The 15,268-nt window shown below is 68.3% G+C and carries 17 protein-coding genes; 10 read left to right on the top strand and 7 right to left on the bottom strand.

The features are described 5' to 3' along the window. The first annotated feature begins 51 nt into the window (after window positions 1–51). The 8 genes from IG75_RS39615 to IG75_RS0134100 all read left to right on the top strand — a co-directional run bounded on the left by IG75_RS39615 (window position 52) and on the right by IG75_RS0134100 (window position 7,860). Complete coding sequence (locus tag IG75_RS39615; protein ID WP_162183828.1) at window positions 52–717, top strand: GntR family transcriptional regulator; 666 nt, start codon at window positions 52–54, stop codon at window positions 715–717. Window positions 718–998: 281 nt separating this feature from the next. After that, the gene (locus tag IG75_RS0134130) at window positions 999–2,330 is read left to right on the top strand and encodes a nucleobase:cation symporter-2 family protein (RefSeq protein ID WP_081877327.1); all 1,332 of its coding nucleotides are present in this window, start codon (window positions 999–1,001) and stop codon (window positions 2,328–2,330) included. Next, window positions 2,327–3,385, top strand: coding sequence for a cyanuric acid amidohydrolase (gene atzD / locus IG75_RS0134125; RefSeq protein WP_030525413.1), 1,059 nt, complete (start codon window positions 2,327–2,329; stop codon window positions 3,383–3,385). Before IG75_RS0134130 ends, atzD begins: the two co-directional genes overlap by 4 nt. Next, window positions 3,382–4,695, top strand: coding sequence for a cytosine permease (locus tag IG75_RS0134120; protein ID WP_081877328.1), 1,314 nt, complete (start codon window positions 3,382–3,384; stop codon window positions 4,693–4,695). Before atzD ends, IG75_RS0134120 begins: the two co-directional genes overlap by 4 nt. Then, window positions 4,692–5,393 (top strand): biuret amidohydrolase, encoded by a 702-nt coding sequence (biuH, locus tag IG75_RS0134115; RefSeq protein WP_030525415.1) that lies wholly within the window; start codon window positions 4,692–4,694, stop codon window positions 5,391–5,393. Before IG75_RS0134120 ends, biuH begins: the two co-directional genes overlap by 4 nt. Further along, window positions 5,390–6,046 carry an alpha/beta fold hydrolase gene (locus IG75_RS0134110; RefSeq protein WP_030526090.1) on the top strand — a complete coding sequence of 219 codons (657 nt, stop codon included), beginning with the start codon at window positions 5,390–5,392 and terminating at the stop codon, window positions 6,044–6,046. The genes biuH and IG75_RS0134110 overlap by 4 nt, the downstream gene beginning before the upstream one ends. 489 nt (window positions 6,047–6,535) lie before the next feature. Continuing rightward, window positions 6,536–7,039 (top strand): hypothetical protein, encoded by a 504-nt coding sequence (locus IG75_RS36825; RefSeq protein WP_156059367.1) that lies wholly within the window; start codon window positions 6,536–6,538, stop codon window positions 7,037–7,039. After that, a complete protein-coding gene (locus IG75_RS0134100; RefSeq protein ID WP_030525417.1) occupies window positions 7,036–7,860 on the top strand; it encodes an alpha/beta fold hydrolase in 825 nt (274 codons plus the stop codon). The genes IG75_RS36825 and IG75_RS0134100 overlap by 4 nt, the downstream gene beginning before the upstream one ends. Window positions 7,861–7,932: 72 nt before the next feature. On the opposite strand, the gene IG75_RS0134095 is transcribed toward IG75_RS0134100, so the two are convergent. The 4 genes from IG75_RS0134095 to IG75_RS0134080 all read right to left on the bottom strand — a co-directional run bounded on the left by IG75_RS0134095 (window position 7,933) and on the right by IG75_RS0134080 (window position 10,629). After that, entirely contained in the window at window positions 7,933–8,877 is a 945-nt protein-coding gene (locus IG75_RS0134095; RefSeq protein WP_030525418.1) for a hypothetical protein, read from the bottom strand. Between the two features lie 75 nt (window positions 8,878–8,952). Beyond that, window positions 8,953–9,801 (bottom strand): helix-turn-helix domain-containing protein, encoded by an 849-nt coding sequence (locus tag IG75_RS0134090; protein WP_030525419.1) that lies wholly within the window; start codon window positions 9,799–9,801, stop codon window positions 8,953–8,955. Next, window positions 9,798–10,319 carry a DUF6879 family protein gene (locus IG75_RS36820; protein WP_036515906.1) on the bottom strand — a complete coding sequence of 174 codons (522 nt, stop codon included), beginning with the start codon at window positions 10,317–10,319 and terminating at the stop codon, window positions 9,798–9,800. Before IG75_RS36820 ends, IG75_RS0134090 begins: the two co-directional genes overlap by 4 nt. Next, entirely contained in the window at window positions 10,300–10,629 is a 330-nt protein-coding gene (locus IG75_RS0134080; protein WP_030525421.1) for a hypothetical protein, read from the bottom strand. The genes IG75_RS36820 and IG75_RS0134080 overlap by 20 nt, the downstream gene beginning before the upstream one ends. 214 nt (window positions 10,630–10,843) lie before the next feature. On the opposite strand from IG75_RS0134080, the gene IG75_RS0134075 reads away from it, so the two are divergent. Together IG75_RS0134075 and IG75_RS0134070 are read left to right on the top strand one after the other, a co-directional pair. Continuing rightward, window positions 10,844–11,173, top strand: coding sequence for a hypothetical protein (locus IG75_RS0134075; RefSeq protein WP_156059370.1), 330 nt, complete (start codon window positions 10,844–10,846; stop codon window positions 11,171–11,173). A 28-nt stretch (window positions 11,174–11,201) separates the two neighbouring features. Further along, on the top strand, window positions 11,202–12,110 hold the full coding sequence (locus IG75_RS0134070; protein ID WP_030525423.1) for a phosphotransferase family protein: 909 nt from the start codon (window positions 11,202–11,204) through the stop codon (window positions 12,108–12,110). A 290-nt stretch (window positions 12,111–12,400) separates the two neighbouring features. On the opposite strand, the gene IG75_RS0134065 is transcribed toward IG75_RS0134070, so the two are convergent. The 3 genes from IG75_RS0134065 to IG75_RS0134055 are packed head-to-tail and all read right to left on the bottom strand — an operon-like array spanning window position 12,401 to window position 15,257. Next, window positions 12,401–13,540, bottom strand: coding sequence for a hypothetical protein (locus tag IG75_RS0134065; RefSeq protein WP_030525424.1), 1,140 nt, complete (start codon window positions 13,538–13,540; stop codon window positions 12,401–12,403). 47 nt (window positions 13,541–13,587) lie between these two features. Further along, window positions 13,588–14,454: an ABC transporter permease gene (locus tag IG75_RS0134060; RefSeq protein WP_081877329.1), complete on the bottom strand. Its 867-nt coding sequence runs from the start codon at window positions 14,452–14,454 to the stop codon at window positions 13,588–13,590. Continuing rightward, window positions 14,451–15,257, bottom strand: coding sequence for an ABC transporter ATP-binding protein (locus IG75_RS0134055; RefSeq protein ID WP_030525426.1), 807 nt, complete (start codon window positions 15,255–15,257; stop codon window positions 14,451–14,453). The genes IG75_RS0134060 and IG75_RS0134055 overlap by 4 nt, the downstream gene beginning before the upstream one ends. Window positions 15,258–15,268 lie beyond the last annotated feature (11 nt).

Raw genomic sequence — 15,268 nt, 5'->3', positions numbered from 1 at the left:
CGCCGACACGCACGCCGCGATGAAGCAGAACCCCCGATTACCCTCACCACCGTGACCACCTCCCAGCCCACCCCCCGCACCGGCCCCGGCACCGCCGTCGCGGACGCCGTCCGCGAGGACATCCTCGCCGGCCGGCTCTCCCCCGGCGACCGGCTGCGTGAGGTGGACCTGGCCGAGCGTTTCGGGGTCTCCCGGGTCCCCGTTCGCGAGGCGCTGTCGCAGTTGCAGAGCGAGGGCTTCGTGACGCTGGTGCGCTATCGCGGGGCGACCGTATCGGCGCCGTCGGGGTCGGCGGCGCGGGAGTTGGTGCAGATCCGGCGGGGGCTCGAGGTGCTGGCGGCGCAGCTGGCCGCGCGCGCGAAGGGCGGGCCGGTGGCCGCGGAGCTGGCGCGGGTGGTGGAGTTGGGCCGCTCGGCCGATCTCAGCCATGCCCACGAGGAGTTGCCGCCGCTGATCCTGCGGTTCCACACCCTGGTCGCCGAGGCGTCGGGTAATCAGCAGTTGCGGGCCATGCTGGAGCAGATCCTGGAGCGGGTGTCCTGGATCTTCGGGCAGCGGTTGGAGAGCCGCACGCATATCTCGTGGAGTGATCACGCGGCGATTGCGCAGGCGATCCTCAACGGGTCACCCGTGCAGGCGGGCTATCTGATGGACGAGCACATCGCGCGGGACGAGGAGCTGCTCGCCGATATGGACGCCGAGGCGACACCGGGCTGAGGCGAGCGCTGGGCCTCCGGCCGGGTGATCGCCCGGTGACCGGAGGCGGCCGAGATGGGGTCCGATGGAACTGGCCGGTTCACCGCAGATCCCCGCTTTCTCCCTCGGGTACCGAATGGCAGACCGATCGGTACGAATGACAAGGTTTGTATACAAGAATCATGCCACCATCGCGTGATCTTGCATAGTTCACAACCCTGGAACCTCGAGCAACATCAGCGAAACAGTATTTGTATACAAATTCTGGTGTTGCTTATTTCTTCTGCCCGAGGCCAGGTCCCATGTCCACAGACGCTGCCCCGACCCAGTCGCCGCCGCTGGCTCCACCCGCTCGCCTATCGTTCTGGCGCGCGTCACTTTTCGGCATCCAGCATGTGCTGGTCATGTACACCGGCTGCGTCGCGGTCCCGCTGGTCTTCGGCGCGGCCCTGGGGCTGGACACCTCCACCATCGCCACCCTGGTGAACGCCGACCTGCTGGTCGCCGGGGTCATCACCCTCGTCCAGGCCCTCGGTATCGGGAAGCTGCTCGGGGCCCGGATGCCGGTGGTGGCGGGAGCCTCGTTCACCGCGGTGACGCCGATGATCCTGATCGGCGAGGAATACGGGCTGTCCGCCGTGTACGGCGCCATGATCGCGGCGGGGATCTTCGGCATGCTGGTCGCGATCCCGTTCTCCAAACTGGTCCGCTTCTTCCCGCCTATGGTGCGGGGCGCGGCGGTCACCATGATCGGGCTGTCGCTGATCGGCAAGGCCGTATCCATGACCTTCGGTGATGAGCCGGCGGGTGGCGCGCCGCTGGCGCTGGCCCTCGGGGTGGTCGTGATGATCGTCGTGCTGATGCGTTACGGCCGGGGTCTCGTCGCGCAGTCCGCGATCCTGATCGCGCTGGTACTGGGCACGGTCGCGGCCGCCGCGCTCTCGCTCACCGATTTCGGCGCCGTCGGCAGCGCCGCCTGGTTCGGCCTGCCCGACCCGTTCCTGTTCGGTACCCCCACCTTCCCGATCGCCGGAATCATCTCGATGTGCCTGGTGATGCTGGTGATCTTCACCGAATCCACCGCCTACCTCATGGCCACCGCCGACCATCTCGGCCGCCCGCTGGAACCGAACCGGCTCGCCCGTGCCCTGGGCGCCGACGGCGCTTCGGCGGTGCTGGGCGGCTTCCTGACCTCGTTCCCGGACACGATCTTCGCGCAGAACGTGAGTCTGGTGCGGATGACCGGGGTGTCGAGCCGCCGGGCGGTCGCCGTCGCGGGCGGTCTGCTGGTGGCGCTCGGGCTGGTGCCCAAGATGGGCGAGGTCGTCGCCAATCTGCCGGGTGCGGTGATCGGGTCGGTGAGCCTGGTCATGTTCGCGACCGTCGCCGGGGTCGGCATCGCCACGCTGGCGCGGGTCGACTATTCGCGCAACGACAACCTGCTGGTGGTCTCGCTGGCCATGGGTATCGGCATGATCCCGGTGGTCGCGCCGGAGGTCTACGAGGGGCTTCCGTCCTCGGTCCGCATCATCGCCGGTGGCGCGATCACCAGCACGGTCATCGTGGCGTTCGTCCTCAACCTCGTCTTCAACCACCTCACCCCCGCCCGCACCCCGAAGGAGGCCGCCGCATGACCGGCATCGCCCTGCTGACCGTGCCCACCACAGACCCCGGCGATACCCGGCCCTTCGAGGTACTGACCGAAAGCGGCTTCCGCACCGACGATCTCGTCTCGGTGATCGGCAAAACCGAGGGCAACGGCTGCGTCAACGATTTCAGCCGCACCCTGGCCACCGCCGTCTGGGAGCCGCGGATCCCGGAGGCCGCGGTCACCGTGTTCTCCGGCGGTACCGAGGGGGTGCTCAGCCCGCATGTGAACATGTTCGTCCGCGACGAGCGGCGCCATGCCGGGTTCGATCGCGGCCTGGTCGCGGCGGCCCGCCGCAGCCGGGTCCTGGATCCCGGAGAGATCGGCCGGGCGGAACAGGTCGATACGGTCACCGATACGGTGGGCAAACTGCTCGCCGAACTCGGTGCCACCCCCGCCGATGTCCATCTCGTGCTGGTGAAATGTCCGCTGCTCACCTCCGACAAGATCACCGCGCTGCACGCCGCGGGCCGGGCTCCGGTCGCCACCGACACCTACGCGTCGATGGGCTGGTCGCGGGCGGCGAGTTCGCTGGGTATCGCGGTCGCGCTGGGTGAATGCGACCGGGCGACCGCGCTGCGGGCCCTGGCCGGCGCAGCCGATGTCTGGTCGGCCCGGGCCTCCGCCAGCGCGGGCGCCGAACTCGACGACTGCCATGTACTGGTGGTCGCCGAGAGCCCCACCGCGGCCAACCCGTTGCGCGCGCTGCACGGGGAGATGGCCGACGCGATCGATCTGGCCTCGGTGCAGCGGTTGCTCGCGCAGGTGGCGGCGGCCGGCGGCACGGTGCGGCAGATCTTCGCCAAGGCCGATGCCGATCCGAGCGGTGCGATCCGCGGGCTGCGCCACACCATGCTCACCGACTCCGATATCAATGCCACCCGGCATGCCCGCGGCGCCGTCGGCGGCCTGCTGGCGGCGCTCAAAGGTGACGGCGCGGTCTACGTCTCGGGTGGCGCCGAGCACCAGGGTCCGCCGGGCGGCGGCAGCGTCACCGTCATCTACGAACTCCCCACCCCCGAAGGGACCGATGCGCCATGACCACCACGACGCTGACCGAACCCGAGAAAACCTGGGAGATCGAGGAGTTCGAGAACGTGCCGGTACCCGCCGACCGGCGGCGCGGCCTGGGCTCGGTCTCCGCGGTCTGGTTCGGCTTTCCGATGGTGCTGACCTGCGCCATCTTCGGCGGACTGATCGTCTACTCTCTCGGCTTCCGGCTCGGGTTGCTCGCCATCGCGGTGGGCAATATCTGCATGATGCTCTACGTCGGCGCGCTGAGCGTGCTCGCCGGGCGAACCGGTAAGAACTTCGCGCTCTCGGCCGCCGAGACCTTCGGCAAGGCGGGGGCGTTCCTTCCCTCGGCCTTCCTGGCGACCGTGGTGATCGGCTGGTTCGCCTTCCAGACAGGTATGGCCGGCGCGATACTGCACGACACCCTCGGCTGGCACGAACAGTTCACCGCGCTCGCCGCCGGGCTCGGTTTCATCGCGGTGACCCTGCTCGGTATCCGGGCGCTGTCGGCGATCGGCATGATCGCGGCGCCGGTGTACATCGTGCTGGGGCTGGTCGCGATCGGGCTCGCGGTCGCCGACGGCGGCTCCTCGCCCACCTCGTACCAGGGACAGGCCGGCGCGGCGGCGATAAGTTTCGGCGCGGCGGTCACCCTGGTCATCGCCTCCTTCATCGACTCCGGCACCATGACCGCCGATTTCACCCGCTGGTCCCGCAACGGCCGCGAAGCCTTCCTGGCCGCGGCCTCGGCCTTCCCGGTGGGTAATTCGATCGCCCTGGTGATCGGCGGACTCGTGGTCGCCCTGGGCGGCAGCGCCGACCCCGCCGCCGACGGCGGGAACTTCCTCGGACTCCTCGTCGACCACGGCGGGCTGCTGGTCCCGCTGGCCGTGGCGTTCGTGTTCATCAACCTGGGTTCGGTCTGCGCGCACTGCCTCTACAACGGCGCGGTCGGCTGGAGCCAGCTCTCCGGCGGCCGGATGCGGCGGCTGACCCTCATCCTGGGCGCGGTCGGCGTGGTGCTGGCGGTCGCGGGTATCTGGTCGTACTTCGAACAGTGGCTCAACCTGCTAGGTGTTATCGTGCCGCCGATCGGCGCCGTGGTCATCCTCGATCAGCTGGTCCTGCCCCGGTTCGGTCTCGGTCCGCGCGACCGCCGCGCCCGCTGGCACCTGCCGGCGTTCACCGCCTGGGCCGGCGGTGCGGTCGCTGCCCTGCTCACCCATCGATTCGCCCCGTGGCTGTCGGACGCCGTCATCGGTTTCGCCGCCGCCGCATTGATTCTCACTCTCGGCGCGGCCGTCACCGCGCGACGCGACAAGGAGCTCACCGCATGACCACGACCACTGTGGATGCCACCCCTTACGCCTGGCCGTTCGATGGCCCGATCGACCCGGCGCGCACCGCGCTGCTGCTCATCGACTGGCAGACCGATTTCTGTGGGCCCGGCGGCTACGTCGATCGGATGGGCTATGACCTGTCCCTCACCCGGGCCGGCCTGGAACCCACCGCCAGGGTCCTGGCCGCCGCCCGCGAACTCGGTCTCACGGTGATCCACACCCGCGAAGGCCACCGCCCCGATCTCTCCGACCTCCCCGCCAACAAGCGCTGGCGTTCCGCGCAGGTCGGCGCGGAGATCGGCAGTGTGGGCCCGTGCGGGCGGATCCTGGTGCGCGGTGAACCGGGCTGGGAGATCGTGCCCGAGGTCGCGCCGATCCCCGGGGAGCCGGTTGTCGACAAGCCCGGCAAGGGTGCCTTCTACGCCACCGATCTCGACCTGCTGCTGCGCGGCGCGGGGATCACCCACATCATCCTCACCGGTATCACCACCGATGTCTGCGTGCACACCACCATGCGCGAGGCCAACGACCGCGGCTACGAATGCCTGATCCTCTCCGACTGCACCGGCGCCACCGAACGCAAACACCACGAGGCGGCCTTGAGCATGGTCACCATGCAGGGCGGCATCTTCGGCGCGGTCGCCACCTCCGAGCAGTTGCTGACCGCCCTCGGGAAGCGGTCCGTCACCGCATGAGAGTCGTCCTGATCCACGGCGTGGCCACCGACAGCCGGGTGTGGGCGGGCACGATCGGCGCCCTCGGCCCGGCCGTCGAAGTCCATGCCCCCGACCGTCCGCAGTCGGGTGATATGGACACCGAGATCGCCGCCCTCGCGCCGCTGTGCGCGGGGGCGCTGGTGGTGGGGGTCAGCGGCGGTGCGACCCTGGGCCTGGAGCTGGCCGCCCGCGGTGTCGAATTCGCCGGGGCGCTGCTGCACGAACCGGCGGCGGGGTCGCTGGCGCCGGGCTTGCTCGACGAGGTGGCCCGGGCGTTCCGGCGGCAGGGGGTGGCCGGATTCGGCGGGGCTCTCTACGGTCCGAGCTGGACGCCGGCACTCACCACCGCCTCGCGGGACACCGTCGCCGGAGAACTCGCGATGTTCCGCGCGTTCGAACCCGGACCGGTGGGCCGGTCGGCGGACCGGATCACGCTGACCGTGGGCCGGTATTCATCCCCGGCCCGGCACCGATCGGTCCACGATCTGGCCGCGGCCTTCGGTATCGAGTGGCGGGTCCTCTCCGGCGCCGGCCACGCGGCACACCTGGAGACCCCCGACCGGTTGGCGCACTGGGTCCGGCGACACTGCGGCGCCGACCTCGGCTCGTACTGCCTACCCCCTTTCCCGTGAACGGCGGCAAATAAAACGAATGGTCATACGCTATTTTTTCCGGCCGCCGGCGCCGGACCGGGCCCGACCGGTCAGGGGCTCGATCCCGTTTGTGCGCGCAGCACGAGAGCGCGCCGATGTTTCATGACGCCGGCCCATAGGCGACACCGCCGGGTCGCCTTACGATGGCAGTGCCAGGTCCGATCGGGCACGCGACGCGCTTCCTCGTTCGTGCGATGCCACTGGGGATTTCGGCACCGATCGGAGTTCGAGATGTTGTGCGGTGGAGAGTCACGATGCCGGTGAAGCCCGACGGGCCGGCCGCTGAATCTCCCTCGAACCCCCGCCGGTTCATGCCACACCGAATCCATCGCGAAAGTACGACTCACCAATGCACGTTCAGCTGTATCGCGCGCCCGGAATTGGATGCTCGTCGGTCCACGGCTGCGTAGAAAGCTCCCCAACCGCCGTGCGGCGCCCGCCGCGCATCACCCCGAGGAGGGGGTGATCGTGCGGCCACAGCCCGGCTCGGGCACATCGTGCCTGCCCACGGCCACCGAGTTGCTGTACGCGGTCGGCGGCCGGCGCGCCGACGGGCCGGTGTGCAGCCTCGCGTCGGCCCTGTCGGAGTCCTATCGGCTCGAAGCGGGGCTCGCCGGAATCCGGCTGCAATCGCGCCGGCGGACGCTGATCGCCGAGATCGACGCCTGGAGTTCGCGGCATCTGCCCGCGCCGACCGCGGGTATACGCGTCTACGAACGCACCCTCGGTGAACTCATCGATGTGATCGCCGCCGGTGCCGCTCGCGCGTTCCATCTGCTGCGCCACGACGACCCGGCCGGTGAGCTCATGCACTTCGAATGGACCCGCCTCGCGGAGTTGCAGCTCATCTACCGCGATCTGGTGCACGATGTCGAGACCGGCCGCTGCTGTCTCCCGAGCGAACAGCACCTCCGGGTGGTCGGCGAGCGGATGCCGTACCAGCTGCCCGTCGGGACGGGAGAGTCGAAATGAGCGAGGCGGACCGGGACATCCCCACCGGACTGGGCACGCTCCACGTCCGGATCACCGGGACCGGGCCGGCGATGCTGCTGTGGCCGAGCCTGCTGATGGACCACACGCTCTGGGACGGCCAGGTCGCCTATTTCTCCCCGCGGTTCACCACCGTCGCCATCGACCCGCCGGGCCACGGCGCGAGCACCCCGCTGGACCGGCCGTTCACCTTCGGGGAATGCGCTCGAGCCCTGCTCCAGGTCCTCGACACGCTCGAGATCGACCGCGCGCACATCGTGGGTAATTCCTGGGGCGCCATGATCGGCACCACCTTCGCCGCGTTATATCCCGAGCGCGTGCTGACCGCCGTGCTGATGAACGGCACCGCCTCGCCGGCCGGTCCGCGGCAGCGCCTCGAATACGGCGCCCTGCTCGCGCTCGCGCGCGTACTGGGTGGATTCCGGGGGCCGCTCGTGCATGCCGCGCTCGCCGCGTTCCTGGGTCCGGAGACGATGCGGAGCCGGCCGCAGGTGGTCGAGCAGGTGCGGCGCACGGTGCGCGCCAACGATATCGGTTCGGCGGCGCACGCGGTGCGCAGCGTGGTCGTCCGCCGTCCGGACCAGCGCGAAGTCGCCGCCGCCATCCGCACGCCCACACTGGTGATCGGCGGCCGGCAGGATGCGACCTTCCCGCCCGCCGAGGTCGAAGAGATGGCGCGCGCCATCCCCGATGCCGAGCTGTCGTTCCTGGAGGACGCCGCCCATCTGGTCGCCCTCGAAGTACCGGACGCGGTGAACGCCCTGGTAGACGACTTCCTCCGCCGGCACGCACCGCACGGCTGAACCCGGGCGCCCCGGCCGCACGGACGGTCACGAACGACCGGCTGCCCGGTGTTCAGCGACATCCCGACCGCGTTACGGCGCCGGGTCGTCGCGCAACGGCGCCAACTGCGCCGTACGTCCCTCGGTGGCGGGATACACCTCCCATGCGGGGAGCCGCCTGCCGGTATTGTCGTACGCCTCTTCGACGGCGAGGAATGGCCGGCGGTCCCACATGATCTGCGATCCGGTGGCGAAGTAGACATCGCGGGTGAAGCCCTCCCTGTGCAGAGCTTCGGTGAAGCGAAAGGCCACGGTCTCGTCCGGTCTACCGGCTTTACCGGCCAGCATGACTAGGCTGCGTTCGGGTTCGGCGTTCGCCAGATCTCGCAGGACACGCTCGTTGGCCACGACCTTGGCGAAATGCTCCGGCTCGAGCTCTATTGTCGTACCACCGAGATCGAGTCGGTCATCATGCGGGTCGAAGGTCGGGACCTCTGCCTTCACAACGAACGCCGGTCTCTTGGCGTCCAATTCCGCGTGCACGTAGATGGCGGTACCGTCGAGCCACGGTAGACCGCCGGCGCCGGTGTACTCCGCCTTCCCGCCGTTCAGGAACCGGAATGTGGTGTAGGCGCCGATCCGGTCGGGGATCGCGAGGCGATCCATGAAATCCGCGGTGATGTCGGAATGCGGATAGGCCATTCCCTTGACCGAACCGGACGGGTCTCGGATACCTACCTTGCCGACATCCCCGGACCACAGATCGAGTTCCCGCCCGTTCAGGTCGATGCCGTGCAGTGGAACACCGCGGATCGGGCGGACACCGTTCTCCGGGAGTTCGAAGTCGGTCATCGGGGCGGCGTAGTCGAGCAGGTGGGCGTCCTCGTCGGACAACGAGAACTCGTCCAGACTGCGCCGGATATCGATGGAGGTCCGGTGGCGATACTGGTGAGCCCAGGAATGCGTCAGTTGGCCGGTGGTGTCGGTCAGACGCCGTCCGAGAACCATGCCGATGTTGATCAGTTCGCCGTGACTCATCGCCCCTCCCTTTGGTTGACGGCCGCACGAACCTCGCCACTATGACAGCACACCGGCCTGGGCGGGTCCGTCCCGTCAGCTGCTCCCGCTGGGCACCGTCCGCCCCCGCACCGCCGCCTGGATCAACGCCCGTGCCCCCTCTCCCGTCTCCGACTGCCGGGCCAGGATGTCGAACGCCCGCCCGTATACATCGATCTCGCGCGGCTGGGTGATGGTGAGTTCGGCGGCGGTCCCCTCGACCATGACCAGCCGGTTGTCGAACATGGCGAAATTCGTGGACACCACCAGCGCTTCGGCGGTGAACGGCACGATTCCGATGGTCACGCGAGGCATGCCGATCAGGGAGGACAGCCGGTCGAGCTGGCCGATCATCACCGCATCGTCACCGACCGTGGTGTAGAGGGCCTGCTCGGCGATCAGGAAGTGGAACAGATGGTCGCGCTGGTACAGGATGCGTTGCCGTTCCATCCGCTTCGACACGGCGTTCTCGACGTCGTCGGGGACGCGATGGAATTCGATACCGCGACGCAGTTTGGCGGCCGCGTACTCCGCTGTCTGGAGCAGCCCGGGTACGATCTGCGGCTGGTAATCGCGGATATGGGCGGCCGCCGCCTCGAGTTTCAACGATTTCTGTTGCCGGCGGCCGAGGCCGGTGCCGAGGATCTTGCGCCATTCGAGGTAGGCGACCTCGATGGTGTTCGAGGTGGCCAGCAGGTCCGGTAGCTGGTCCTCGGCGCCGCAGTGGCGGCAGTACGCGCGAATATCGTCATCGGAGGGTCTGATCCGGGCGAACTCGATCTTGCTCACCTTGGATTCGTGCCAGCCGCAGAGTTGCGCGAGTCTGCGGTTGGTGAGGCCGGCCTGGCGCCGCAGCTCCCGCAGCCGTGCCCCGAGAGCTTCTCGCGCATCGTGCACTTCGTTCATCTGTCGACATATTCCGTGTAGGGCGTAGCCATGTCCCAGAGCCGGTGCTTCACACACCGGGCGTACTGGATGATCCCCCGATCGGTCGTCACCGCGAGACCGGAGGGTTTGCCGTGCTCGTCGACCAGGTTGTAGACGACGCGATCGTCATCGATCAGCCACCAGTCGTCCGAGGGCACGTCGCCGGCCAGATGCCGCGGGACGTACCGGATATCCTCGCCCGCGTCGGTATTGGTGCCGGTCACCGAGAGCAACCAGCGGTGATAGTCGCTGTGCGGCACCGATACCACGCGGACCCTTCGTACCGTGACGCCCCGGCCGATGGTCTCCCGGATCAGGGTGTTCCACCGATTCTTCTGATCGTCCGGTAGCGCGGGCCGACCGTCCAGGAAGCGACCGAGCCGGCCGGTTTCGGCCGGGACGGCGTAGACGTCGCGGACTTCGAGATGGAATGCCTCGGAGACGCATTCGCGGAAGAGCGCGGCCCAGTCCGGCGGCTCATGCGGAAGATAGCGCACCGTAGAACGTCCTTTTGGTCTTCGGGACTTCGATCGCGACCTCGTCGGGTGCCAGATCGAGCTGCTCCAAGATCTCACGCTCGGCGACCGGACGGCCGGCGAGGGTGAACGTTCCCCTGCCGGTATCCTGCATGGGCGCGCCGATGAAGGTATCGGGTTCGGCGTAACCGAGCAGAAGATGCGGGATCTCGACGGTCGCCGGTCTGTCCGTCTCCCATCCCTGCACCAGATAGCTTCCCTGATCGGTCGTGTACAGACTGGGGCATCCACCGAGATCCGAGCCCCCCTTACCGAGAAACCGCAGACGCATACTTCAACCCCTGTTCGATGGTTAGCACGAGTTTTCCCGCACTTCGTACATGATGCACTTTTCCACTGAGACCGGAAAAAGAGCGCAGCGTAGTTGTGCAAACTTGTGCTCACTACTCGCCATGATCGGTCTGCACTCCTTAACGTCGATTCAACCGTCGCGCCCGATAGCCGTGCCGGGAAGCAGTTGTGCGGGCGGGCCTTACGACCAAGGGGTGAGCATGCGATTCGAGGTGAAGGTGAGCAGATACGGGGACCGATGGCTCATCTCCGCACCGGCGTTCGGCATCCGCAAGATCGTGGACGAGGAGTCGGCCATCCTGAGCGAGGCCTACCGGCTGATCGCCCGATGCGGCGCCGCGCCGGGCGATTTCGAGGTCGAGCTCGTACCGGGCCGCGGTCCTGATATCACGGCGGTGGGCAACGATCCGGCCGGGCCCGTGGAGGCTCATGGCCCCCACCGATTTCCCCGCGGCGCGTCGGTACACCAAATTCGGGCCGGTCTCCCGCGCACGGACGAACCGCTGGTCGACGACGGCTTCTGACCCGACGCAGGGGTTCTAGAGTCGTGGCATGGGATTTGGGGACGGCAGCCGTGCCGTAGACGTCCGCGACATCGTGACCGGCCAACTGCCCGGCTACCGGATCGACACGGTGGCGCTACTCGGGGAGGGGGAGGACAACCTCGCCTATGAGGTCAACGGCGAGTTGATCGTGCGTTTCGCCAAGGAACCCGATCCCGTGAGTCGAGCCGCGCGGGTGACCGATGAAGCCGCTCTCCTGGCCGCTGTCGCGAATATCTCGCCGCTGCCGGTTCCCGAGCCGTGTTTCCGCGTTCCCGAGCAGGGTTGCCTGGCGTACTTCGAACTCCCCGGCCGACCGCTGATCGACGTGCCCGCGGCGCGGCGATCGGCCCGGCTGCGACCGATCGCCACGGAGCTCGGTCGATTCCTCGCCGCCCTGCACGCCGCTCCTGTCGACCGGATGGCCGACCTGGTGGACACCGACGACGAGCCGGCGGAATCGTGGCTCGCAGAGGCCACGGGGACCTACGAGACGGTCGCCGACGCAGTTCCCCGCGCGCACCGCGCTGTGGTGGAGGCGTTTCTCGGAACAACGCCCCCGGCGGATCGCTACGACCTGGTGTTCTCCCACAACGACCTCGGGATAGAGCATGTTCTCGTGGAACCGGTTTCGGGAACGATTACCGGCGTCATCGATTGGAGCGACGCCGCGATCGTCGACCCGGCCCACGATTTCGGCCTCGTCTACCGCGACCTCGGCCCGGCCGCCCTGGACACGGCGTTGGACAATTACCGGACAGCTGCCCATGACGTGCGGGCGATCCGGGCGCGTGCCGCCTTCTATGCCAGGTGCAGCGTGCTGGAGGATATGGCCTACGGGCTCGAGCACGGGCTGCACAAATATCTCGACAAGAGCCTCACGGCATTGACGTGGCTGTATCCGTCCCCCGCCGACTGACCCCGCCCCTTCGGCGACGGCAGGCACAGCACGCGCACGAATATCGTCGGCAGCGGCCACCACCTCACTGGATCTCGTAACCGACTTCGCCTTCGGCGCCATGTGGTACCGGCTGCTCGGCCGTCACGCAGCGGTAGCGCCGGTCTCGCGCGGGAGATCACCGCGGCTGTCGCGGCCACGCTCGCACCGCGAGCCGACGGGACAGCACACATCCTCCGGTAGCCACGACACGGCCGGCTACCGGAGGACACGCTCGAACATCACCGGGACGCGGCCCGGGACAGTGGAATTCAGGGTTTCGGCACGGTCGGCAAGGCGATGGCCGGATCGATGAATTCGTTGGTCACCAGGTCCGCGGCGGTGAGTCCATCGGCAATGCTGTCGCCACGTGCGCGCAGGATGGGGGTGACGGCGTCGATCACCCGGTCGACCCGCGCCTCGTCGAAATTCCCGAGAGTGCTGTCCGGCCCGTTACCGACTATCTTCTCGGCCACCTGCACCTTCACCGAATCGGCATTACCGGCGGCGGTCATCGGCGGCCCGTCGGGGATGGTGTCGGCGATCCGCAACAGCGCCTGATTCACCGGTTCCGGATTCGCGATGTAATCGACCTGGGCCTGCTGCAACATCGGGACCAGCTCCGCCAGGCAGGGGCGCAGGGCATCGAGTTCGCCGGTCCGCACCGACCAGGCGTGTGGATAGATCTCGTAGCCGGATTCGTGGACGAGCAGATAGTCGGTGGGTTTGCGCCAGCCCTCGACATCGTGTTCCCAGCGGAAGGGCTCATTGGACACATAGCCCTGCTGCATCACGCGACCGCGCTCGGCGACGAAACGGCTCGGGGTGCCGTCGAACGAGGCATCGGCCTGGTCCGGGCGCACATAGCCGTTGGCGGTCAGGTAATCCATGAAGATCTTGCCCTCGCTGTACACCACGGGGGCGCCGGTGCCGGGTACGTCCTGCCACGATCCGACGTGATAGGTCGCCGGATCCCACATGACGATCTGCGGATTCACATCGAGCGAGGCGAACACGCCGGTCACCGGGAAATCGGCCTGCGCGCGGACGGCATCGTCGGTGGGCACGAAACCCAGGGTGATCGAAGTGTCCTGGTACATCTGCGCGGGTACCGGCTGGCCACCCAGGAACGGGCCGCCGAGCCGGACCTCGACATTGACACCTGTGGCGCCCAACGGCCCGACGTAGGAGCCTTTGTCGACGTCCACGGTGCCGTCGGCGCCGACGAGCTGGAACGCGGCGGCGCGTTCCGGGGTGGCGTACCAGTCCGTCTGGATCACGACGGTCGATGGGCAGACCCCGGCCAAGGGTCCCTCGCCGGTGGGTTCCGGGACCGAGTTCGCGCCTCCGCAGGCGGCGGTGAGCAGTGCAGTACCCGCGAGAGCGGTGAGGGCGGACAGTGGTTTCTTCATAACGATTCCTGAGGTGAGCGATGGTGGGGCAGAAGCGGTCGGGAAGGTCAGTGGCCGCGGCGGCGGCCGTGTGCCCGCTCCACGCGGACGGCCAGGAAATCGAAGAACCAGAACAGGAGCAGGCCGGCCAGCAAGGACAGCAGCAGCGCGGTGAGCAGTTCCTCGGTGGCCAGTCGCTGCCGGTACACGTCGATCATCCGGCCGATACCGGGTTCGCCCTGGCGGAAGAAGAAATCGGCCACGATCGAACCGATGATCGCCATCCCGCCGGAAATCTTGAACCCGGAGATCATCGCGGGCAGCGCGGTGGGCAATTGGAGTTTGCGCAACCGCTGCCGGCGGCTCGCGCCGTGCAGCGTGAACAGATCGTGTTCGGCCGGCGCGACGGCTTTCAGCCCGAACAGGGTGTTGGTGACGACCGGGAACAGCGACACCATCACACAGACGATCACCCGGCTGCCGAATTCGTAGCCGAACCAGAAACCGAACAGCGGGACCACGGCCAGGATCGGAATGGTCTGCAGGATCACCGCATACGGGTACAGCGAGTACTCCGCCCACCGTGCCTGGCTCATCGCGACCGCGAATCCGACGCCCAGCACCATCGCGACGATCAGCCCGCTCAGCGCGACCAGCACCGTGGAGCCCAGCGCGGACAGGATCTCCGACCGCACCGCCGCATCCAGCAGTCCTTCGCTGAGCACCTGGTCGGGGCCGGGCAGCAGGAAGCGCGATTCCGCCGCGATCAGATAGTGGCTCGCGAAGTACCAGAGGCCCGTGACGAGTACGAAAACCACCACGGGGGCGATGATCCGCACGGGTGCGGCCCGGCGCCGGGGTGTGCCCGCCGCCTGCTTCGGCCGAGCATGCGGCACGACCGTTCGGGTGGCGGTATCCGCCGCGACCGTGGTCATGCCGCGACCCCCTGTTCGGCCGTGTGCAGGGCCGCCGAGACCGCGCCCGCGATCTCGGCGAATTCCGGGGTATAGCGCAGTCCCGGTTCACGCGGGAAGTCCAGGGGTACCGGGATATCGGCGGCCACCCGGCCCGGACGGCCGGTGAGCACGACGACCCGGGTAGACATGAACACCGCCTCCGGGACCGAATGGGTGACGAAGACGCCCGCGAAGGCGTCCCGGCGGAAGAGCCCGCCCACTTCCTCGTTGAGCCGCTGGCGGGTGATCTCGTCGAGGGCGCCGAAGGGTTCGTCGAACAGGAACAGTTCCGGGCGCAGAGTGAGTGCGCGGGCGATGGAGGCCCGCATCCGCATACCGCCGGAGAGCTGGGCGGGTTTGTGTTTCTCGAATCCGGCCAGGCCCACCCGCTCGATGGCGCCCAGTGCCGCCGCGCGACGTTCGGTGCGGTCCACCCCGGCCAGTTCGGCGGGCAGTTCCACATTGCGCAGCACCGTCCGCCACGGCAGCAGCGTCGCCTCCTGGAAGACGTACCCGAGTTGCCCGGCCGCCACGTCGACCGCTCCGGAACTGGCCTCCTCGAACCCGGCCGCCAGCCGCAGCAGGGTCGATTTTCCGCAGCCGGACGGCCCGACGAGGGAGACGAATTCGCCCGGGCGGATGGTGATGTCGATATCGCGCAGCGCGGCGGTCCCGTTCTCGAAGACCATCGACACATTCCGGAACGCGAGTGCCGGATCCGGCTCGGTCGTATACGTTGCCGCCCCCGCCGGGGCCGACGCCGAGATAGCCTTTGTGCTCATGGAACAGTTCT

This window comes from Nocardia rhamnosiphila NBRC 108938 (assembly GCF_000720425.1).
GTDB lineage: Bacteria > Actinomycetota > Actinomycetes > Mycobacteriales > Mycobacteriaceae > Nocardia > Nocardia rhamnosiphila.
Note: the sequence above shows the minus strand (reverse complement) of the source record. Positions and strands in the feature narration are given on the sequence as shown.